The sequence below is a fragment of the Zymomonas mobilis subsp. mobilis ATCC 10988 genome, from assembly GCF_000175255.2.
GTDB lineage: Bacteria > Pseudomonadota > Alphaproteobacteria > Sphingomonadales > Sphingomonadaceae > Zymomonas > Zymomonas mobilis.
In genome coordinates this window covers 1,247,891-1,269,507 of the sequence record NC_017262.1, presented here as the reverse complement: position 1 = coordinate 1,269,507, position 21,617 = coordinate 1,247,891, and the positions used below count along the sequence as shown (strand labels likewise).

The 21,617-nt window shown below is 47.9% G+C and carries 17 protein-coding genes and 1 pseudogene; 13 read left to right on the top strand and 5 right to left on the bottom strand.

All coding sequences use genetic code 11. The features are described 5' to 3' along the window. Positions 1-2 precede the first annotated feature (2 nt). The 3 genes and pseudogenes from ZMOB_RS10570 to ZMOB_RS05635 all read left to right on the top strand — a co-directional run bounded on the left by ZMOB_RS10570 (position 3) and on the right by ZMOB_RS05635 (position 2,701). A pseudogene (locus ZMOB_RS10570) lies at positions 3-781 on the top strand (IS5 family transposase). After that, the gene (locus ZMOB_RS05640) at positions 751-1,917 is read left to right on the top strand and encodes an MFS transporter (protein WP_252507250.1); all 1,167 of its coding nucleotides are present in this window, start codon (positions 751-753) and stop codon (positions 1,915-1,917) included. Before ZMOB_RS10570 ends, ZMOB_RS05640 begins: the two are co-directional and overlap by 31 nt. Positions 1,918-2,053: 136 nt before the next feature. Next, positions 2,054-2,701, top strand: a complete 648-nt coding sequence (locus tag ZMOB_RS05635; protein WP_014500862.1) for a glycosyltransferase family 32 protein — start codon at positions 2,054-2,056, stop codon at positions 2,699-2,701. 125 nt (positions 2,702-2,826) lie between these two features. Here ZMOB_RS05635 and hrpB read toward each other — a convergent pair whose 3' ends face one another. Continuing rightward, positions 2,827-5,340 (bottom strand): ATP-dependent helicase HrpB, encoded by a 2,514-nt coding sequence (hrpB, locus tag ZMOB_RS05630; protein WP_014500861.1) that lies wholly within the window; start codon positions 5,338-5,340, stop codon positions 2,827-2,829. A gap of 41 nt (positions 5,341-5,381) precedes the next feature. Continuing rightward, complete coding sequence (locus tag ZMOB_RS05625; protein ID WP_014500860.1) at positions 5,382-6,395, bottom strand: polyprenyl synthetase family protein; 1,014 nt, start codon at positions 6,393-6,395, stop codon at positions 5,382-5,384. 115 nt (positions 6,396-6,510) lie between these two features. On the opposite strand from ZMOB_RS05625, the gene ZMOB_RS05620 reads away from it, so the two are divergent. Further along, positions 6,511-6,813 (top strand): chorismate mutase, encoded by a 303-nt coding sequence (locus ZMOB_RS05620; protein WP_011240469.1) that lies wholly within the window; start codon positions 6,511-6,513, stop codon positions 6,811-6,813. Between the two features lie 142 nt (positions 6,814-6,955). Here the strand turns inward: ZMOB_RS05620 and ZMOB_RS05615 are convergent, their stop codons facing one another. From ZMOB_RS05615 to ZMOB_RS05605, 3 genes are all read right to left on the bottom strand, one after another. Next, a complete protein-coding gene (locus ZMOB_RS05615) occupies positions 6,956-8,104 on the bottom strand; it encodes a pyridoxal phosphate-dependent aminotransferase (protein ID WP_014500859.1) in 1,149 nt (382 codons plus the stop codon). A gap of 163 nt (positions 8,105-8,267) precedes the next feature. After that, positions 8,268-9,095 carry an ATP-binding protein gene (locus tag ZMOB_RS05610; RefSeq protein ID WP_011240465.1) on the bottom strand — a complete coding sequence of 276 codons (828 nt, stop codon included), beginning with the start codon at positions 9,093-9,095 and terminating at the stop codon, positions 8,268-8,270. A 75-nt stretch (positions 9,096-9,170) separates the two neighbouring features. Further along, a complete protein-coding gene (locus tag ZMOB_RS05605) occupies positions 9,171-10,427 on the bottom strand; it encodes a PQQ-dependent sugar dehydrogenase (RefSeq protein ID WP_014500858.1) in 1,257 nt (418 codons plus the stop codon). A 472-nt stretch (positions 10,428-10,899) separates the two neighbouring features. Between ZMOB_RS05605 and rimP the strand changes: the two genes are divergently transcribed. From rimP to pnp, 9 genes are all read left to right on the top strand, one after another. Continuing rightward, a complete protein-coding gene (rimP, locus tag ZMOB_RS05600) occupies positions 10,900-11,454 on the top strand; it encodes a ribosome maturation protein RimP (RefSeq protein ID WP_011240463.1) in 555 nt (184 codons plus the stop codon). A gap of 5 nt (positions 11,455-11,459) precedes the next feature. After that, positions 11,460-13,076 carry a transcription termination factor NusA gene (gene nusA / locus ZMOB_RS05595; RefSeq protein WP_014500857.1) on the top strand — a complete coding sequence of 539 codons (1,617 nt, stop codon included), beginning with the start codon at positions 11,460-11,462 and terminating at the stop codon, positions 13,074-13,076. Between the two features lie 66 nt (positions 13,077-13,142). Then, entirely contained in the window at positions 13,143-13,877 is a 735-nt protein-coding gene (locus tag ZMOB_RS05590) for a DUF448 domain-containing protein (protein ID WP_011240461.1), read from the top strand. A 3-nt stretch (positions 13,878-13,880) separates the two neighbouring features. Next, positions 13,881-16,853, top strand: a complete 2,973-nt coding sequence (gene infB, locus ZMOB_RS05585; RefSeq protein WP_014500856.1) for a translation initiation factor IF-2 — start codon at positions 13,881-13,883, stop codon at positions 16,851-16,853. Positions 16,854-16,999: 146 nt separating this feature from the next. After that, a complete protein-coding gene (gene rbfA, locus ZMOB_RS05580) occupies positions 17,000-17,425 on the top strand; it encodes a 30S ribosome-binding factor RbfA (RefSeq protein ID WP_012817264.1) in 426 nt (141 codons plus the stop codon). Positions 17,426-17,448: 23 nt separating this feature from the next. After that, complete coding sequence (locus ZMOB_RS05575; protein WP_014500855.1) at positions 17,449-18,030, top strand: thymidine kinase; 582 nt, start codon at positions 17,449-17,451, stop codon at positions 18,028-18,030. Continuing rightward, a complete protein-coding gene (truB, locus tag ZMOB_RS05570) occupies positions 18,027-18,938 on the top strand; it encodes a tRNA pseudouridine(55) synthase TruB (protein WP_014500854.1) in 912 nt (303 codons plus the stop codon). Before ZMOB_RS05575 ends, truB begins: the two co-directional genes overlap by 4 nt. Positions 18,939-18,955: 17 nt before the next feature. After that, a complete protein-coding gene (gene rpsO, locus ZMOB_RS05565; protein ID WP_011240456.1) occupies positions 18,956-19,225 on the top strand; it encodes a 30S ribosomal protein S15 in 270 nt (89 codons plus the stop codon). A 113-nt stretch (positions 19,226-19,338) separates the two neighbouring features. After that, entirely contained in the window at positions 19,339-21,585 is a 2,247-nt protein-coding gene (pnp, locus tag ZMOB_RS05560) for a polyribonucleotide nucleotidyltransferase (RefSeq protein WP_014500853.1), read from the top strand. Positions 21,586-21,617 lie beyond the last annotated feature (32 nt).

Here is a 21,617-nt window from a genome sequence, read left to right as displayed (position 1 = left end):
AGATGCGAGGAGATCTGACGGACGCGGAGTGGGAGATAATACAGGGTCTTCTTCCAAGCGAACGAGGCCGCTGCGTGCGTCCCGCCAAAAGTAATCGGTTATTTCTCAATGGTATGCTTTATGTGCTTCGAACAGGCTGCCCGTGGCGAGATATGCATGAACGTTATGGGAAATGGAATTCGGTCTATGTTCGGTTTCGTAGGTGGGCAGAACAGGGTGTGTGGGACGCTCTTCTTGAAACCCTGGTTGACCTTGGCCTGACAGATGACTGGCAACATATGATAGATAGCACGATTATTCGCGCCCACAGCCAAGCGGCTGGCGCAAAAGGGGGACGCATAAGGAAGGCTTTGGTCAAAGCTGCGGAGGCTTTACGAGCAAGATCCACGCCCGTTCCGATGGTCAAGGCCGCCCTCTAGCTTTCGCACTAACCGGTGGTGAGGTCTCTGATTATTCTGGCGCTGATAGCTTGATAGATATCCCTGTGACAACACCCCACTGTTTTCTCGCGGATAAAGGATATGATAGCGATAGGTTACGCGAAAAACAGCTTTTTCGAGGCATCCTTCCTGTTATCCCGCCTCGTTCCAATCGAAAAAAGCCTATTCCTTATAATCTCCAGCACTACAAAGATCGTCATTGTATTGAGCGGATGTTCAATAAGTTGAAGCGGTTCAGGCGCATTGCCACACGTTATGACAAAACCAGAAAATCTTTTCTCGCCTTCCTTCATCTCGCGGCCGTAAAATTGTGGTTACCTTCCTTTGTCAACAAAACCTAGTCGGCTTCATTACCTTTTCTCTTTTATATTGTGTTCAGCCTATTCTGCCTGAATTAACCCGTTATTTCCATGTAAGCGTTACAGAGAGTTCTTTTGCAATTTCGCTGACAACCGGTTTTCTTGCCGTTTCTATCTTCTGTTCAGGAGCAACGGCTGAAAGTTTGGGGCGAAAAGGCATTATGTTCTTTTCGATGGCTTCAGCCTCTTTCATGAATATTTTTGCGGCCTTTTTACCGTCATGGAATGTCTTTCTGATTGCGCGCGCTTGTGAGGGATTCGTCCTTGGCGGGGTTCCTGCTGTCGCCATGGCGTATCTATCGGAAGAAATACATCCCAAGAATTTGGGCTATGCCATGGGCATTTATGTTGGTGGAACAGCTTTCGGTGGTATGTTTGGCCGTGTTGCCGTAGGTATTATGACTGAATTCACAAGCTGGCAAATGGCGCTTAGAATTCTTGGAACTGTTGACCTGCTGGCAGCTATCATTTTTGGATTATGTCTGCCCACTTCCAAAAACTTTATCAAAAGAACGCGTTTTGATGTGAAATATCATGCCAAAGCATGGTCACAGCACATCACCCGCCCCGATATGTTTTTGCTTTTCGGCATTGGAGGGCTTGCGGTTGGTAGCTTTATCACAATTTTCAATTTTATTGATTTCCGTTTGGTATTACCGCCCTTCTCGCTGTCATCTTCGCAAATCAGCTTTATCTTTCTGTCTTATATTTCGGGGATGATGGCTTCCCCTGCCGCCGGTTCATGGTCAGACAGGATAGGCCGAGGGCCTGTTCTTATTGCCGGTATTGCTATTATGCTTTCCGGTATGTGGTTGACACTGAGCAACCATCTACTTTTGATGGTTTGTGGCATTCTTATCTTCACCACCGGATTCTTCACTATCCATTCTGTCGCCAGTGGTTGGGTCGGGCAGCTAGCGCGCCAAAATAAAGGCCATGCGACATCGCTTTACCTTTTATGCTATTATATGGGTTCTAGCATTTTCGGTTCTTTGGGTGGCGTATTCTGGACATCTGGCGGCTGGCCAAGACTGATCGCCTACACATCCTGTTTATTGGCTATTGCCACTATTTTCTCGACCATTCTTATTCGCCGTCATGCGCTATCTATAAAATAAGAGAAGATATACTATCATTTATAATTTTATTTTTATGCATATTGAATAATATTCACAAAATATATAACCTTTAATTGTATTAATTATAAATAAAAAGAAAAATTATGGTTGACAAATACGGATTTAATAGGGGGGGATTTCTATCCCCAAAGTTATTCATGTCATTTGGGTTGGAGATGAGAGCAAACGTCCTAATCATTTTATCAATAGCTGGGTTGATCAAAATCCTGATTGGGAAGTAAAGGTCTGGGGCAACGACATTCTAGCCAATCATAATTGGTATAATGCCAAACATATAAAAACTCTGTTAGAATGCGGGCGGTTAGACGGGGTTAGCGATATGATGCGCTATGAAATCCTGTTTATTGAAGGTGGTTTTTATGTAGATGCCGACTGCTACTGTATCCGTCCTCTAGAAGATTGGCTGTTTGATAGTGATATCTGTTTAGGTTGGGAACATGAGCAGATGCGTCCCGGACTCATTGGCAATAATGTGATGGCTGCTGCGCCGCAGCAAGAATTTATGGCAAAGCTGATAGAGCGTATTCACAATCGAGAATCTATTACTGATGGTTGGCCATGCCATATCACAGGTCCCAGATTGGTAACAGAAATCCACCAAGAAAATCCGCAATATAACTATACATTGTGGCCAAGCCATTATTTTACGCCTGTCCATAATACAGGTGCGCGCTATACAGGACAGGGGCATGTCTTTGCCGATCACGTCTGGGGAACAACCAAAGGCCATCCACAAAGTGTTTGCGATATTATTATCGACTAAATCTTATTTTGTGTCCTCTTCCTTCGGGAAGAGGGTTTCTGTCTGACCTATTTTGATGGGCACTTGGTGGTAACGGCTAGAAAAGGCCGTCATAAACAACAATTCATTAAATCTACTGTTAAACATTAGCTTATTTTTCGGCCTTTTTGTGTTCTTAAGGTAGGTTCTGCTGAGGCGGGGTCTTCTGGCCAAGGGTGGCGTGGATATCGACCGCGCATTTCTTTCGCAATCATATTCCAACTACCCGCCCAAAAATCAGTTAAATTTTGGGTTGTCTGGATAGGCCTACCGGCAGGAGAAACCAGTCTTAACACCAAAGCCACCCGACCATTTAAAAGCATTGGATGCTTTTTCATCCCAAATAGAGCCTGCGGACGGACTTCAACCGCGGGCCCACCGTCTGCTTTGTAATCAATGACATGACTACTACCGGCAGGCGTAATCAATCTAGCCGGAACCCATTGATCGAGCTGCTGTTTACCTTGCCATCCCAGTATATTTTCTAAGGCCTGTGTCAGGTCAGACGCCTTTATCTGATCCAAACGACGGCATCCCAACAGCAAAGGATAAAGCCATTCATCGACTTTAGACAAAAGGGTATCATCACTTAAGCCGCCATCAGAAAAGGCTCCCCCTTCTGATTGATGTGCTGCCACGAAAGCCCATCTTTCCTGCAAAGCTAAAGCTGCATCCGACCACGGTAAAATATCAAGACCATATTGCTGGACAGCCGCCATCAGAGCCGATGCGATTGCTTCTTCATCAGGGGAATCATCCTGTCCCCGTGATAGAATAATGGCACCCAATCGCTGTAGGCGTTCGGTTTCAACAGATTTGGTTGCAAAATTAAAACGGACATTTTGTTCAACCACTATCTTTTCAGAAAAAAGAGCGTTGATTTGCTCTGTCGTTAAAGTTGCAGCTGACAGAATACGTGCCGATTGTGCCGAGCCTTGCGCCTCGGCCACGGCTAACCATTCACTTTGTGCCAAAGGCGATAACGGATCTAGTCGGAACCCCCTGCCGCCAGCGGAAATCCATTGTTCGCCTTTGGCATCACGCCTTTTTGCGACACGATCAGGAAAAGCCAAAGCCACGCAAGCCCCGACATCGCCCATCTCGATCACGTCCCTTTTGGAGGAAACGGTTAACCCGACCTGTTTTCTCCATCGATTGGCAAGTTGACGTGCTTTTTGTGATCGGAGTGTTTTTTCACGATAAAAACGATTGAGACGGTTTTCGATGTCAATATCCATGCCGCCGATGCCGCGCTCGGAAAGCAAAACGGCAACATCAACGGCCAAAGCCCCCCAGCCCTTTGCCTTTGCCTTCAATATCATATGACCAAAAGGTAACGGCATTGGGAAAGCTGCCAGATCACGGCCATGCGGCAAAGGACGCTTATCGGAAGAAGTCGCCTGTAAATTTTCCAAGCGTTTATAGGCTTCTTCTATCGCTTTTTCCGGTGGGGAATCAATCCAACGTAATTGATTTGGTGTTACCCCCCATAAAGCACAATCCAATGTCAAAGCCGACAAATCGGCTTCTGTTATTTCAGGAGGATCGTAAGGTGACAAACCGACTTGGGCAGCTTCTTCCCATAATCGCCAGACATAACCGACATCTTGCCGACCAGCACGACCGGCGCGCTGTTCAGCCGATGCCCGACTGACGCGTTCAGTAACCAATCGCGTTAAACCTGATTGACGATCGTAACGCGCCCGTCTTGTCAAACCGGAATCAACAACGATGCGGATACCATCCAATGTTAGGCTGGTTTCAGCAATCGCACTGGCCAGAACAATTTTGCGATATCCTTTTGGCACGGCCTGAATAGCCGCATGCTGTTCCCGAAAATCAACTGAACTATGCAAACGATAGAGCAGGATATTGGAAGGTAGATTTTCCAATAAAGCCGCAGTGCGTTCTATCTCGGCGATACCCGGTAAAAAAGCGAGAATACCGCCGTCATTTTCGAGTAAAGCCCGACGAATAACAGTCGCCATATTCTGCTCAATTGAAAGATCAGGACGGCGGCCTTCATAGTAATAATGTAAGGGATAACATCGCCCTTGGCTTTCAAGAAGAGACGCTTTACCAGCGCCCTCTTCTGCCATGAGATCGGAAAAGCGTGTCCCGTCCATGGTTGCCGACATTGCGATCAATCGTAAGTCAGGGCGCAAAGCAGATTGCACATCCAAGGCCAAAGCTAAGGAAAAATCGCTATCAAGGCTTCTTTCGTGAACTTCGTCAAATAAAACTGCCGAGATATTCGGTAATTCAGGGTCTTGTTGAATCTGATGGCGAAATATCCCTTGGGTCACGACCAAGATGCGGCTTTTATCTGACCGTTGCGATTCCATTCTGGTCAGATATCCGACCGTCTGGCCGACAGGTTCCCCCATTATTTGCGCGATGCGTTCAGCGGCTGCCTTGGCTGCCAAGCGACGCGGCGAAAGCAGGATAATCTGCCCTTGGCACCAATCTTCTTGTAACAAAATCGGTGCAATCGCCGTTGTTTTACCTGACCCCGGAGGTGCTATGATAACCGCATTGCTTCGATTTCTGAGTGTTTCAGCCAATGGCTCAAAAATAGAAGAAACCGGCAATTCTTTCAGAAGGGCATTATTCTTCAACATAGAGAAGGCTTTACGGTTATCAGAAATTATTCGTCCTTCTTTTAATAAGCGCGGGCGATTGTAAATTCGACGGCTTCTATCAACGCCTCTTTCACTGCACCGTCAGGAAAAGCCTTCAAAGACTGGATAGCTTTTTCACCATAAAGACGAGCGCGTTCCAAGGTGTCCGACAAGGCATCCGTATTTACCAATAGAATTTTGGCAATATCAAGATCACTGTCAGCGACGCGGCGGCCTTCTATAGCTTCACGCCAGAAATCGCGGTCAGCCTTTTCACCCCGCTGATAGGCTAGAATGACCGGAAGGGTCACTTTCCCGTCGCGGAAATCATCGCCGACACCCTTACCCATGGTCTGGCTATCCGACATATAATCAATAGCATCATCGGTTAGCTGGAAGGCGATACCTAAATACTGACCATAATCGGCAAGACTTTGTTCTTTATCTTTCGAACAGCCCGCCATGACCGCTGCGATCCGACAGGATGCCGCAAATAAGACAGCCGTTTTTGCACCAATAATAGACAGATAACGCGCTTCGTCTGTTTCCACCTGATATTGAGAAACAAGCTGATCCACCTCACCTTGGGTAATAATTGCCGCCGCATTAGACAGAATTTCAAGCGCCCGTAGTGAGCCGGATTCAACCATCATTTCAAAAGCGCGGCTTAGGAGAAAGTCGCCAACCAAAACAGTGGGCCCATTGCCCCAAATATTATTGGCCGTCCGCTTGCCTCGCCGTAAATCGCTATGATCCACAACATCGTCATGCAACAAAGTTGCCGTGTGAATAAATTCGATAGCAGCCGCTAATTTATAATGAATATCACGCGGTTCGCCTATCAAACGGGAACAGGCCAGCATCAGCATAGGCCGCATTCTTTTCCCGCCGCTGGAAATAAGGTGGCCTGCCAATTCAGGGATAAGGGGAACTTCGCTTTGCATCCGGTCAAGAATGACTTGGTTTACAGCCTGCATATCAGAGGCGACCAGATGCATTAACGGCTTCAAAGAGGCCGCCTGATTTCGATCTGTGGCAGAATTGATGGCGGTCATGCTGAAAAGACTACACTGTGAAGCATGAAGAAATACAAGCGTTGACACTTGCTCAACTTGTTTGCAACCGTCAAAAAGATACCTCCATCGCTTCGATAACTAAGGATTTTCATTTATGCCCAATGATCGGTTGCAGCGCTATCGCAAAAGTATTGACAATATCGATACGGCTCTCATCTGCCTTTTAGCAGAAAGATTCAAGATTACTTCAGATGTCAGTTATTACAAGGCTGAAAAACAACTTCCTCCTGCAGATCTTGCCCGCGAAGCCGAACAGGCCAAGCGGCTGCGTCAGTTAGCCGAATCAACGGGATTAAATCCTGACTTTGCAGAGCGCTTTTTACGAATGGTCATCGAAGAAGCAACCCAACATCACCGTCTCATCAAAGATGAGATGGAAAAAAGCTGGTCTAACTAACTCTACAAGAAAAGCGATGGAAGAAAAGGCCTTGATTTTCAAGGCCTTTTCTTTTGAAACAGAAAAAATATGGCGATAACAAAAGAATAAAAATTTAATCCAAAAGAGTGTCTTTTCAGGGAATTATGCCGAATTCCGGCGCTTAAGCTGAGGCCATTACCTTTTCAAAAGCCGCCTTAAAGGCATTCATTTCCGCAAAACTACCTACGGAAACGCGCACCCAATCAGGATAGCGCGGTCGAGTTCCAGAAATAAAAATTTTATATTTTTTTAAAGCATCCGTGACTTGTTGCCCCGGTCTTCCAACATGAAGCATAAAAAAAGAGGCCTCTGACGGCGTATATTTGTAACCTCGTTTCGAGAGCCAAGCGAAAATATCATTTCGAACCGCTTTGTTATAAGCCTTTCGCTCCGGTAATAATTTTTCATCTAAAAGGCTGGCTTCAGCCGCAGCAAATGCCGGCATGGGGGGATTATTAGTATCGAAATAGGTTATTTTCTCTAACAAATCAGGGCGAGCGGCTGCAAAACCAAGGCGCATCCCTGCCAAGCCGTAAATTTTAGAGAAAGTCCGAAGCACGACCACATCTTTTCCCTGGGCAACAAGGGACATTGCCGAAGGCATATCGCTGTAATGAATATAGGCTTCATCGACCAAAACAACGGAATTAGCGGGTTTATGTGCGAGCAGCCATTCTATGTCGCGCATTGGCGTAACAACACCGGTCGGATTATTTGGATTACAAATATAGTAAAGACCGGCATCTGGTGCCGCAGATAACATAGCCGCGACATCAATTTGATGCTTCTCATTGACCGGCACCGGCTTTAGAGGCGCAAAATTTTTACCGTCCGGCGCTTTGAAAAAAATATCAAAAGTAGGAAGCGGATAAGCAATGGCATGGTCTTTATCAGAAAAAGCCATGGCGGCGGCGTGAAGGGGAACCGTTGATCCCGCAAAAAAATGGAGATAATCGACCGGAATATTTTCTTGCTGACTGATAATTTTCGAAATATTTTCAGCAAAATTCATCCCATAGCGACCACTAAATGGAATTGTTTTCGCCAAGGCCTCTCTCGCATTAGCGCAGGGACCCAAGGGATTTTCATTATAATTGATAAAAACGCCGTCACTCATTTCACCAAGCAGGCTATCCGGCGTTTCAAAAGACGAATTAGAAGATAATGGCGTTGCCGCTGATAGAGCGCTTTTCTGAACGAAAGGTGCAGCAACAATACCCCCTACGGCCATCTGCATTAAGCGGCGACGAAATAAATTGGCCTCACTCATATTACCCCCTTCGTGAAAAATAAAAATTTATTCCTCTAATAAAGGGAAGTAAATACTAAAATTACATAAATAAATATTTTATTGCATCAAAATACCAAAAAGGAAGGATATGGATATATCTATACCCTTCCTCAAAGGATTATCTGCCGATAAAAATCAGCTTTTAAAGTGTAATATTGCGCCCCTGTTCACCCGCAATTTCAATAATATATTGCCATGCCATACGACCAGAAAGGCCGCTTCTAGAGCGCACCCATGACAAGGCATGGTTTTCATCTAACGTTAAACCGAAGCGCGCTGCATATCCTCTTATCATTTCGAGGTAATTGCTCTGGTCACAAACATGGAAACCTAAATTAAGGCCAAAACGATCAGCCAAAGCCAATTGGTCATCAAGACTGTCACGGGTAAAGGATTCTGCAGTATCCTGTACTTGGCGCGCAATGATATGACGACGATTGGCGGTAACATAAAGCCGCGCGTTATCAGGACGAGCCTCTGCCCCCCCTTCTAAAAGTGAACGTAAGATTCTAGGGGCTGAACTACCTTCTTCAAAGCCGAGATCGTCAACGAATAGAACAAAACTACGCGGTTGATCAGCAATATAGCCAAATAATTCTGGTAGCGTATCAACTCTTTCGCCAGCGACCTCGATCAAAGCTAAGTCGGCGCCTTCTTTCTGAAGTTCACCAACAACGGATTTGCATAAGGCTGATTTTCCGCTGCCTCTAGCACCCCATAGCAAAACGTCATGGGCTGCCAGATGATTAGCCAGCCTTGCGGTATTATCGAGCAAAGCTTTTTTCTGGCTATCTACTCCGGTCAAGCAATCAAGCGGAAAAGGTTTGAAAGAACGGGCAGCGATTAAATTTTGACCACGCCAGATATAGGCCGGTGAAGCCATCGGATCAGCCCATACGGCTGGCGGTGGTGCCAGACGTTCCAAGGCATCCGCAATCCGTTTCAGGTTATTATCATCAGCAGAAAGCATTTGAGTTTATTCCCAATTTTTTAAAAATATCGAAGCAATCCCTATTCATCATGGAATAGCGATCGCACGCAAAATTTACCGTCCCGGAGGTGCCAAGCGGATGAGCTTTCCGCCTTTGTTGTCATCATACAGAACCCACAAAGCGCCATCGGAACCTTGAGCGACATCACGAACAGGATGCCCCATTGGCCAGCGATCTGCCTCACGGACTTTGTCGCCCTTTATCTCCATTCGGACGAGCATTTGGCTAGCGAGACCGCCGATAAAAGCATTGCCTTTCCATTCAGGAAACAGATTTCCTGTATAGAAAAGTAGGGATGACGGCACGAGACTAGTGCTCCAACTCCATTTCGGCTTTGTAAATTCAGGATGAGTGGGCGTGGTAGCGGTAGAAGAAGACGGTTCGGCTGCCGCTGTTACGATAGGCCAGCCGTAATTAGCCCCCTTTTGGATGAGGTTGAGTTTATCACCCCCATTTTGGCCAATTTCATTTTCCCACAACCGTCCATCAGGAGAAAAGGCCATACCTAAAGGATTACGATGTCCTGAAGTCCATATCTGGGATTTTAGAAAACTGCTTCCGTTAAAAGGATTATCGGCAGGAATCCGGCCAATGTCAGTAATTCTGACAATCTTCCCGAGATTGATACTCATATCTTGAGCGGCGGCAGGCTGTGATCTGTCACCACTTGAGATGAAAAGGCTTTTATCCGGTGCAAAAGTCATTCTGGCACCAAAATTGACGTCACCTTCGGTTTTAGGCTCTTGCCTCCAGATAACGGACAAGCCTGCGAGACGCCCCCCGCCCTTGTTATCACAAACCAATTCAGCTCGACCAATAACGGCACCCATAGCTGATTTGTCTTCACCGGATAGATCATCTACGCTTTCGCCATTCCGAAGCGCGGCTTTTTCTTTCAACAGCTTTTCGGATTCTGTCCAGCTGAGATAAATAAGGTGGTTCTTTTCAAAATCGGGATGCGGGGCAATATCAAGCAAGCCACCTTGGCCATTACTAACAACATCAGGCAGATTACGAATAACGCCGATTTTATTGTCAGGATGCCATAATTTAAGCTGTCCTGATTTTTCAGCAACCAGCAGCGTACCATCCGGTAAAAAGCTCATCGCCATAGGATGATTGAATTGGGCAATTTCATGAATAATAAAGGGGCGTCGATCAACAGGCGTTAATTGTCCCTGTAAAACGCTGGAAGAATCTCCGCTTTCATCGCGACCGGCTGCAAATTTTTCATCGACCACTTTGTGATATTTTTTAATCACATTACAACCGCTCAATAAAAAAGCAGACAGGCATAACTGCCCCAACATAAAAGCAGCCTTACCGGATGTCCGTTTTTTAGAAAAATGACCTGACAAAAAGCCTTTCGAACGACAAAGCATGGCTATTCTTTCTTCAAATTATCCTGAAAGACACAATTTACAGGCGACATAGCAGAAATTCAGAATAGAAAGGGCGAAAATAATCCCCGATTAACGAATGATCCCTTCACGATTAAAAAACACATCTTTTTCCGAACAAGGTAAAAGGGGAAAAGATCGTCGTAAAAACGGCAATATTCTTTATTCTCCTCTTGTAGAAATACCGCGCAATCTGTATATAATTCGTATCTCCTCGACATCGACGGTCTTTGTTGGGGCTAGTGTCTGAATTGATACTGGCACGATAATCTGTGCAAACAGATATTGAAAAGACATCGGTTAAAACAACAAGCGAGAAAACGAGGCTCGCGAAACGTCCTGAAATCTTTTGATTTTATGACACAACGGAACAAGCAAAGTTATGACTGATACGGCTCCGAAAGCCCCTGTTGTTGATATTCCAGCGATTACCGCCTTGGTCGAACCTGAGGTCAAGGCATTGGGTTTAGAGCTTGTCCGTATTGCGATGTTTGGCGGCAAAAGTGATCCGACCTTGCAGATCATGGCTGAACGCCCCGATACGCGACAGATTGGTCTTACCGAATGTGAAGCTTTGTCCCGCCGTCTTTCGGAAATATTCGACGAACAGGATCCTATCGAAGACGCATATCGTCTCGAAGTCAGTTCCCCCGGTATTGACCGGCCTTTAACGCGCCGGAAAGATTATCAGGACTGGAAAGGTTTTTCTGCTCGCATCCGGTTATCAGCACCGCTTGATGGCCGGAAACAATTTGACGGAGAAATTATCGGTATCGACGATGCTGATAATGTTATATTGGATTGTCCTAAAGTAGGGCAGAAAATTTTGCCGTTTTCAGCTATAGAACGGTCAAAATTATTATTGACTGATGCGCTCATCGCCGCCACCCAACCGCTAGACAGCGAAGGCGCCGACCAGATTGTAAGAGAAGGATGATCGATATGGCTAGTGCCATTTCTGCCAACAAGGCTGAGTTGCTTGCGATCGCCGATGCCGTGGCGCGTGAAAAGCTGATTGACCGTGCTATCGTTATTGAAGCGATGGAAGAAGCTATTCAGCGTGCAGCACGCGCCCGCTATGGCGCCGAAAATGACATTCGGGCAAAAATTGATCCGAAAACCGGCGACATGCGTCTGTGGCGTGTCGTTGAAGTAGTCGATCAGGTCGATGACTTTTTCAAACAGGTTTCTGTCGTCGACGCTCAAAAATTACAAAATGGTGCTTCGGTTGGGGATTTTATCGTCGATCCTCTGCCTCCGATCGAATTTGGCCGCATTGCCGCACAGGCTGCTAAGCAGGTTATTTTCCAAAAAGTCCGCGATGCTGAACGTGAACGGCAATATGCAGAATTTAAAGACCGTATCGGTGAAATCATCACCGGTATCGTCAAGCGTATTGAATTTGGTCATGTCGTTGTTGATCTTGGTCGCGCAGAAGGTGCTTTACGCCGTGATCAACAGATTCCGCGTGAAACTTTCCGTGTCGGTGATCGGGTTCGTTCCTTGATCATGAATGTCCGCCGTGAAAATCGTGGCCCCCAGATTTTGCTTTCGCGCTCTCATCCGAATTTCATGAAGAAGTTGTTTGCGCAAGAAGTGCCGGAAATTTACGACGGTATCATTGAAATCAAAGCCTGCTCCCGTGATCCGGGCAGCCGCGCCAAAATTGCTGTTGTCAGTCAGGATAACACGATTGATCCGGTCGGTGCCTGCGTGGGTATGAAGGGTAGCCGTGTTCAGGCCGTTGTTCAGGAAGTTCAAGGCGAAAAGATCGATATTATTCCGTGGTCGGAAGATCTTGCAACTTTCGTCGTAAACTCCTTGCAGCCAGCACAGGTTTCTCGCGTTGTTATTGATGAAGATGACAGCCGTATCGAAGCCGTTGTGCCAGATGATCAACTTTCATTGGCTATTGGCCGTCGCGGGCAGAATGTCCGCCTTGCCAGCCAGTTGACGGGGTCTGCTATCGATATTCTGACCGAAGCCGATGCTTCGGAACGGCGACAGAAAGAATTCGTTGCTCATTCGGAATTATTCCAGCACGACCTTGATGTTGATGAAACCTTGGCACAATTGCTGGTAGCCGAAGGCTTTGGTAGCCTTGAAGAAGTTGCCTATGTTGATCAGGCTGAAATTTCCGCTATTGAAGGTATCGACGAAGAGCTTGCTTCTGAATTGCAGAACCGCGCTCGCGAAGCTTTAGAGCAGCGTGAAGCGGAAGCACGTGAAGAAAGACGCAAGCTTGGTGTTGAAGACGCACTGGCCGATTTACCCTATATGACAGAAGCAATGCTTTTGACCTTGGGAAAAGCTGGTATTAAGACGCTTGATGATCTAGGTGATCTTTCAACTGACGAACTTGTTCACAAAAAACGTCAGGATCAAAGACGCCGTCATTCGTCTGATAACAATGAAGAAGACGGTATTCTGGCTGAATATGGCCTCAGTCAGGAACAGGGGAATGAAATTATCATGGCAGCACGAGCCCATTGGTTCGATGACGCTGAAGATGAAACCCATTCCTCGGAAGACACTGAAACAAGGTCGGAGAAAGCCTAATAATGGTTTATGGAATAATTTTCCATTGCCCCAAGGCTCCTTTATGTAAAGGAGGCGCCTTGGCGTATGGAAGACAATGAAACCGTCAATGATGAACTGAAGACTGATTCGTCCCGCCGGTGTATTTTAACCGGTGGTAAGGACTCGCGCGATTATCTGATCCGACTTGCCCTTGCCCCAGACGGATCGGTGCACCCTGATGTTCGGGCTCGTGCGCCCGGACGCGGGGCGTGGATCAGTGTTGATCATACGGCACTTAGTCGGGCAATTACCAAAGGCAAATTGAAGGCGGCATTACAACGCGCCTTCAAAACCTCTGATATCACTATTTCTTCTGATCTCCCTGTCCGTATAGAAAATGCGCTTCAACAGCAGGTGTTAAACCAGCTCGGCATAGAGGCGCGTTCCGGACGACTGCTAACCGGTTTTGAACGCATCATAGATAGTTGTCGAAATGGGCAAGCCGCCCTTTTGCTTCATGCCTCGGATGCGGCACCGGATGGTTGCAAAAAACTGGATCACGCTTTTCAAAGCGGAAAAAATAGAAATGCTGAAAGACAAGACTTCCAGTCTGTCAAAGGTTGGGTTTTGCCTGTCGACCGCATGATTTTGTCATTGGCCGTTGGACGCGGAAATGTGGTACATATTGCATTAACTGCACCAACAACAGCTGACCGTATCAAGAAATCTTTGATGCGGTGGTGCCGATTTATAGGTTGGAACTGGGATACCGATATTTGCATCGACGAGAATGCAGATACCATGGCTATCGCTGGAAATAATGTGAAGGGTTCGGATTAACAGATGAGCGATAACGACAAGCCGAAGCTCGGGATGCGGGCGCCGCTGGGAATAAAACGCACAGTAGAGACCAGCAAGGTGAAGCAGAGCTTCAGCCATGGCCGTTCAAATACCGTGATTGTAGAAACCAAAAGAAGACGGGTTATCAATAAACCGGGCAGTGGTGATGCAGCAACGGCTGCTGAAACGGCCAAAAAACAGGCTGCACCGGTAGAAAATACCCCAAATAAGGATACAGCCGTTACTCAAACTGCTACCAAGAATGAAACCGTGGCAACGCCTGCTGCTGCTCCGGCTCCGGCGCCAGCGCCAGCTGCACCTAAACCAGTTGCAGCAGAAGCGACCGCCCAAGAAACAAGCAAAGCTGCGCCTGCCGCAGCACAGCCTGTAGCTGAAAAAGAAGCCGCCGCTCCGGCAAGTGCAGAAGCCGCGAAACCCGCAGCCATAAAGGTTACGGATCGGGGTGCCAAGAAAACGACCGAAAAGAATGGCGCGAATGCTTCCGGCAATCGCCCGTCGGGTAATCGTTCGCAGGACAATCGCGGTCGCCAAGGCGGCCGTGGCAGTCAGAATAAAAACCAGACGCGTTCAGGCGGTCAGCCGCGTCAGCCACGGACATTGGCACATCGTGATCTCGCTTCGAGACAGGAATTACAGGCTCGCCTTTTGCGTGAAGCAGAAGAAAGCCGTCTTCAGGCATTGGAAGAAGCCCGTCGCCGCGAAGATCGCCTGAAACAAGAAGCCGATCTTGAAGAACAGCGCCGGATTGAAGAAAAACGTCGTCTTGAAGCCGAAGCGAAAGTTGAAGCTGAAAAACAGGCTGCTCTGAAAGAAAAAGAGAAAGCTGAAGCAAAAGCGCGCGCTAAAGCTGAAAAAGAAGCCAAAGCGGCTCAAGCCAAAACGGCAGGGGCTGCTGAAGGCGAAGAAAAAACGCGTCGTCCAGCAAAAGCCGCGGCACCTAAAGCCCGCGAAGAGCGGAGCGAATCGCCTCGCTCTCCTGCCCCAAGACGCTTTACACCGGTATCACCGCCAAGACGCGAAGCCCCTCGCCCTGCTATGCGTGATCGCAAGGGTGAAGATCGTCGTCAATCAGGTAAACTGACTGTCACCAAGGCTTTGTCGGGTGATGAGGGTGGCGCACGCGCCCGTTCTTTGGCGGCTTTACGACGCGCCCGTGAAAAAGATAAACGCGCAAACCAGAACAGAGCCCAACAGGTTCGTCAGATACGTGACGTTGTTGTTCCAGAAGCGATTACGGTTCAGGAATTAGCCAACCGTATGGCTGAACGGGGTGCTGATCTGGTCAAAGCCTTGTTCAAAATGGGCGTGGCTGTAACGCTTACCCAGACGATCGATCAGGATACCGCAGAATTGTTGGTCACTGAATTTGGCCATAACATCAAACGCGTTTCTGAAAGTGACGTCGAAATCGATAGCTCGAGCGACGTCGATCCAGAAGAAACGCTGAAATCACGTCCTCCGGTCGTGACGATCATGGGACATGTTGACCATGGTAAGACCTCCTTGCTCGATGCTTTGCGTGGCAGCGATGTGGTTCGTGGTGAAGCCGGTGGTATTACCCAGCATATTGGCGCTTACCAGGTAGAATCACCTTCAGGTGAGAAAATCACCTTGCTCGATACGCCGGGTCATGAAGCCTTCAGTGAAATGCGTGCACGTGGTGCCAATGTTACCGACATTGTTATCATTGTTGTTGCGGCAGATGATGGTTTAAGACCGCAGACGGTCGAAGCCATTGACCATGCTCGCGCAGCGGATGTTCCGATTATCATTGCCATCAATAAGATGGATAAGCCGGAAGCCAATCCCCAGCGCATTCGTGAAGCCTTGCTGCAATATAATGTGCAGGTCGAAGCCATGGGCGGTGACGTACAGGATGTCGAAATTTCTGCAGCGAAAAAGACCGGTCTTGATGAATTGATCGAAAAGATCCTGCTTCAGGCAGAAATGCTTGAGCTTAAGGCCAATCCTGATCGTGCCGCAGAAGGCACTGTCGTTGAAGCCAAGCTGGATCGCGGTCGTGGACCGGTCGCAACCATTCTGGTTCGTCGCGGCACCTTGAAGGTTGGCGATATCTTTGTGGTCGGTGAATTCAGTGGCCGTGTAAGAGCCATGACCGATGCCCAAGGAAAGAACCAGAAAGAAGCTGGCCCTTCTATGCCGGTTGAAGTCCTCGGTCTTTCCGGCGTTCCGCAGGCCGGTGACACCCTTACGGTTGTTGAAAGCGAAGCCCGTGCCCGTGAAGTCGCAGCTTACCGTGCTGAAATCGCCCTTCGTAAGCGGACGACGGCACAGCCAGCCAGCCTTGAATCCATGTTCTCGGCATTGAAGGACAAGCAGGCTGTTGAATATCCTCTGCTTATCAAAGCCGATACGCAGGGTTCAGTCGAAGCAATCGCCGGTGCTCTTAATAAAATTTCGAATGAGGATATCCGCGTTCGTATTTTACATCAGGGCGTTGGTGGTATCACTGAAAGCGATGTCTCCTTGGCCGCAGCTTCTGGTGCGCCGATTATCGGCTTCCATGTTCGTCCGAACAGCAAAGCACGTGATATTGCCCGTCGCGATGGCGTAGCCTTGAAATTTTACGATGTGATCTATGATCTGATCGATGAAATTAAAGCCGCTATGGCTGGCAAACTTGGCCCAGAATATTTTGAAACTGTGGTCGGTAAAGCCGAAATTCGTGAGGTCTTCTCTGCTGGTAAACATGGCCGCGCCGCCGGTCTGTTGGTTCTGGAAGGCTATATCCGCCAGAAATTGCGGGCACGTGTGCTGCGTAATGACGTTATTATTTATAACGGTTCAATCGCATCACTGCGTCGCTTTAAAGATGATGTTCCCGAAGTTCGGGCTGGTCTCGAATGCGGTATCACGCTGGAAGGCTCAACCGACATCAAAGCGGGTGATATTGTCGAAACCTTTGAAGTTGAAGAACGGGCACGCACCCTTTAATTTTTCAACAGATTATCTATTTTGCGGTCAGGGTCATCGACCTTGGCCGCAATTCTTTTTCATGCCGATTTCTTTTTAAAGTCTGTCTCTCTCAGCCCTTAAAAAGATACCGTATTTTATATTTTGTTTTTTAAGGTCTGTAGCCCATGCGTCGCAATCAAACGCCAGAAGGTCACTCCATCCGCCCGTTACGTGTCGGAGAACAAATCCGTCATGTTTTAGCTGAAATGCTGATGAGAGGGGAAATCCATGGCGATACATTAGACAATCTATTTGTCTCTATCAGTGAAGTCAGAATGACTCCTGATTTACGGATCGCCACCGTTTTCGTAAAATCGTTAGGCGGCGCGTCTGATGACACAGTCATCGGCGTTCTGTCAAAAAACGCTTCTTTTCTCCAAGCCGCTATCGCTAAAAAAATACGGCTGAAATACGTGCCTAAGCTCCGCTTTTTAGCCGATGAAAGTTTTGAACAGGGTAGTCGGATTGACTCACTGTTACGCTCGCCTCATGTGCAGCGTGATTTACAGGAAAATGACGATCAGGAAGACGACAGCGAAGGCAGCCTTTAAGCGATCAAGCGGGTATTTCACGCATGGCTAAGTTGTATTTTTATTATGCCTCGATGAACGCCGGAAAATCGACGAATCTTTTGCAAGCGGATTTCAATTATCGTGAACGAGGGATGCAAACCTTATTGTTCACGGCCGGAATTGATACCCGCTATAAACAGGGTGTCATAAAATCCCGTATCGGTTTAGAAGCGCCCGCTATCGCGTTTTTTGAGGAAAGCTCTCTATGGGATATTATCCAAGAGCAGCATGTTAAAAATCCGCTGCACTGTATCTTGATAGATGAAGCGCAATTCCTGAACAAAAATCAGGTATTTGAACTTGCCCGCGTCTGTGACGATTTGAATATTCCAGTTTTATGTTACGGTCTTCGCACTGACTTTCAGGCTGAATTATTTGAAGGCTCGAAATATCTGCTGGCGATTGCGGATAAATTGGCAGAAATCAAATCGGTCTGTTTTTGCGGTGCCAAGGCGACAATGAATTTACGGGTTGATGAAAATAAAAAGCCCATTCGTCATGGACAACAAACGGACATCGGAGGGAACGAGCGCTATATCGCGCTTTGCCGCCGCCATTTTATAGAAAAACTCAATAGCTTATGACCCTTACGCCCTCCCCGACCGATGCGCTCCATGGCTGGATCATTCTCGACAAGCAAGAAGGCTTAGGCTCAACCCAAGCCGTCTCTGCTGTCAAACGCGCTATCCGTATCGCCGGATTACCGAAAGTAAAAGTCGGTCATGGCGGGACGTTAGATCCCCTTGCCTCTGGCGTTTTACCTGTTGCCTTAGGCGAGGCGACGAAATTGGCGGGCTATGCGCTTAATTCCGACAAAGTCTATGCCTTTACCCTCGCTTTTGGAGCGGAAACGGATAGCTTGGATAGAGAGGGGCACATCACCGCTCAATCAGATAAACGTCCCACAAGGGAAGAAGTGGAATCTGTTCTATCTTGCTTCCGAGGTGAAATACACCAAATCCCCCCCGTTTATTCTGCCTTGAAAATCAATGGGAAACGCGCCTGCGACCGCGTCCGCGCCGGAGAAACGGTGACCGTCAAAGGACGCGATATTACTATCCATGAATTGACCTTAGACGATTTTAGCCCCGATCAGGCTACTTTTATCGCCAAGGTTTCTAAAGGCACCTATATTAGAAGCCTTGCCCGCGACATTGCCCATAAACTGAATTGTTATGGTCATGTCAGCTATTTGCGTCGATTGAAATCGGGGCCATTTACGAGTGAACAGGCAATTTCACTGGACAAATTAATGGAAATGGCGCAAGCTGGAAAGCTGTATCAAATGCTTTTGCCTTTAACAGCAGGGCTGGACGACATCCCGGCTTTAGCAGTTTCCTCCGATCAGGCAAAAGCACTCCGTCAGGGGCAGAAATTGATCGGAATTAACGCAGAATCCGGCTTAAATATGGCAATGGAATCACAAATTCCGGTTGCTCTTATTGAAGTCACTGGGCAAGAAGCCCGGGTTTTGCGCGGTTTCAATTTTTAAAATAGAAAGGACGACTGATGTCGATCACAGCAGAACGCAAAGAAGCGTTAATCAAAGAATATGCACGCGTCGAAGGCGATACGGGTTCTCCGGAAGTCCAGGTTGCTATTCTGACCGAACGGATTGTTAACCTGACCGAACATTTCAAAACCCACGCCAAGGATAACCATTCCCGTCGTGGTTTGCTCCGTTTGGTTAACAAGCGTCGTAGCCTGCTTGATTACGTCAAGAATAACGACAAAGACCGCTACAGCAGCCTTATCGCAAGACTGGGTCTTCGTAAGTAAAAGACGGTGCGGCCTCCTTATCGGGAGGCCGTTTCGCATCCGGTTATCTCGCAATCCGGCGAATCCGGAAAAAGGCAGCTCCTGACATAGGGTCGGAGCCAGAAGGAAATTGAATGTTCGATATTAAACGCCAGGAAATCGATTGGGGCGGGAAAAAACTGACACTGGAAACCGGACAGGTTGCCCGTCAGGCAGATGGCGCCGTCATTGCGACCTTAGGTGAAACGGTCGTATTATGCGCGGTAACGGCAGCAAAAACGGTAAAAGAAGGTCAGGATTTCTTTCCTTTGACCGTCCATTATCAGGAAAAATATTCAGCAGCAGGCCGTATTCCCGGTGGCTTTTTCAAGCGTGAACGTGGCGCAACCGAACGGGAAACGCTGATTTCACGGTTAATCGACCGTCCAATCCGTCCTCTGTTTCCGGAAGGTTTCTATAACGAAACCTTGGTCATTGCGCAGGTCATGTCCTATGACGGCGAGAATGAACCGGATATCTTGGCGATGATCGCCGCTTCTGCGGCCCTTGCTCTTTCCGGTGTGCCTTTCCTTGGTCCCATCGGTGCTGCCCGTGTGGGTTATCAAGATGGCGAGTTCATTCTTAACCCGACCTTGGAACAGCTTGAAAAAAGTGATCTTGATCTGGTTGTCGGGGCTACCCGTGATGCCGTGATGATGGTTGAATCGGAAGCGAATGAGCTTCCCGAAGAAGTCATGCTCAATGCCGTTTCTTTTGCGCATGAATCTTTACAGCCGGTTATCAAAGCTATCATCAATCTGGCAGAACAGGCCGCTAAAGAGCCTTGGGAACTGGTCAGCTATGATGACAGCGCATTGGCTGCCAAAGTCGAAGAACTCTGCTACGACAATTTCGATAAGGCCTATCGTCTGACTCGTAAGGCTGAGCGTGTTGAAGCCTTGAGCAAGGCCAAAGCGGTTCTTGACGAAGCCTTCCCAGAAGCTGATCCGACAGAAAAGCTGCGTATCCAGAAGCTCGCGAAGAAGCTGGAAGCAAAAATCGTCCGCACCGCCATTCTGAAAGAAGGCCGGAGAATTGACGGACGCGATCTGAAAACAGTTCGCCCGATCCGCTCTCAGGTTGGATTCTTGCCCCGCACGCATGGTTCTGCTCTGTTTACGCGCGGTGAAACACAGGCTTTGGTTTCAACCACCCTTGGAACGGCGGATGCTGAACAGATGATCGACGGTTTAACCGGCCTTCATTATGAACGCTTCATGCTGCATTATAACTTCCCTCCTTATTCGGTCGGTGAAGTTGGTCGTTTTGGGGCTCCGGGTCGTCGTGAAATCGGCCATGGTAAACTGGCATGGCGTGCGCTTCATCCGGTTTTGCCGAGCAAGGCTGATTTCCCGTATACCATCCGCGTTTTGTCGGATATCACCGAATCTAATGGTTCCTCTTCCATGGCAACCGTTTGCGGTGGCTGCCTTGCCTTGATGGATGCCGGTGTTCCCTTAACGCGTCCGGTTTCCGGTATCGCCATGGGTCTTATTCTGGAAAAAGACGGCTTCGCTATTTTGTCGGATATCATGGGTGATGAAGATCACTTGGGTGATATGGACTTTAAGGTCGCCGGTACCGAAAAAGGTATCACCAGCCTCCAGATGGACATCAAGGTTGCTGGCATTACCGAAGAAATCATGCAGAAAGCTTTGGAACAGGCTAAAGGTGGCCGTGCTCATATCTTGGGTGAAATGTCCAAAGCGCTGGGTGAAGTCCGCTCCGAAATTTCTAATTTGGCACCGCGCATTGAAACAATGAGCGTACCAAAAGACAAAATCCGTGATGTTATCGGAACGGGCGGAAAAGTTATCCGTGAAATCGTGGCGACCACAGGTGCCAAGGTCGATATCGAAGATGACGGCACGGTTCGTCTGTCTTCTTCCGATCCGGCCAATATTGAAGCAGCCCGTGAATGGATCAATGGTATTGTTGAAGAACCGGAAGTAGGCAAAATCTATAACGGTAAAGTCGTCAATATCGTTGATTTCGGTGCCTTCGTAAACTTCATGGGTGGCCGTGACGGCTTGGTACATGTTTCGGAAATCAAGAACGAACGTGTCAACAAGGTCAGCGATGTCCTGTCTGAAGGTCAGGAAGTCAAAGTCAAGGTTCTTGAAATTGACAACCGTGGCAAGGTTCGCCTGTCTATGCGTGTTGTCGATCAGGAAACCGGCGCAGAGCTGGATGATAACCGTCCGCCACGTGAGAACGCAGAACGTCGCGGTGGTGAGCGTCCTCGTCGTGATCGGGGCCCTCGTCGGGAATCTGGCGATCGTCCGGCAAGACGTGACATGGAACCGGAATTTGCTCCGGCATTCCTGCGCAAAGATAGCTAATATCTTTCATATTTTGTATCGAAAAAGGAGGG

Bases quoted from the DNA above. Each gene is read 5' to 3' on its own strand.
- truB (WP_014500854.1), top strand. From the start codon at position 18,027: ATGACCCTTACGCCCTCCCCGACCGATGCGCTCCATGGCTGGATCATT.
- pnp (WP_014500853.1), top strand. From the start codon at position 19,339: ATGTTCGATATTAAACGCCAGGAAATCGATTGGGGCGGGAAAAAACTG.
- ZMOB_RS05610 (WP_011240465.1), bottom strand. From the start codon at position 9,095: ATGCTTTCTGCTGATGATAATAACCTGAAACGGATTGCGGATGCCTTG.
- infB (WP_014500856.1), top strand. From the start codon at position 13,881: ATGAGCGATAACGACAAGCCGAAGCTCGGGATGCGGGCGCCGCTGGGA.
- ZMOB_RS05590 (WP_011240461.1), top strand. From the start codon at position 13,143: ATGGAAGACAATGAAACCGTCAATGATGAACTGAAGACTGATTCGTCC.
- nusA (WP_014500857.1), top strand. From the start codon at position 11,460: ATGGCTAGTGCCATTTCTGCCAACAAGGCTGAGTTGCTTGCGATCGCC.
- rbfA (WP_012817264.1), top strand. From the start codon at position 17,000: ATGCGTCGCAATCAAACGCCAGAAGGTCACTCCATCCGCCCGTTACGT.
- ZMOB_RS05615 (WP_014500859.1), bottom strand. From the start codon at position 8,104: ATGAGTGAGGCCAATTTATTTCGTCGCCGCTTAATGCAGATGGCCGTA.
- ZMOB_RS05605 (WP_014500858.1), bottom strand. From the start codon at position 10,427: ATGTTGGGGCAGTTATGCCTGTCTGCTTTTTTATTGAGCGGTTGTAAT.
- rpsO (WP_011240456.1), top strand. From the start codon at position 18,956: ATGTCGATCACAGCAGAACGCAAAGAAGCGTTAATCAAAGAATATGCA.
- ZMOB_RS05575 (WP_014500855.1), top strand. From the start codon at position 17,449: ATGGCTAAGTTGTATTTTTATTATGCCTCGATGAACGCCGGAAAATCG.
- ZMOB_RS05620 (WP_011240469.1), top strand. From the start codon at position 6,511: ATGCCCAATGATCGGTTGCAGCGCTATCGCAAAAGTATTGACAATATC.
- ZMOB_RS05625 (WP_014500860.1), bottom strand. From the start codon at position 6,395: ATGACCGCCATCAATTCTGCCACAGATCGAAATCAGGCGGCCTCTTTG.
- rimP (WP_011240463.1), top strand. From the start codon at position 10,900: ATGACTGATACGGCTCCGAAAGCCCCTGTTGTTGATATTCCAGCGATT.
- hrpB (WP_014500861.1), bottom strand. From the start codon at position 5,340: ATGTTGAAGAATAATGCCCTTCTGAAAGAATTGCCGGTTTCTTCTATT.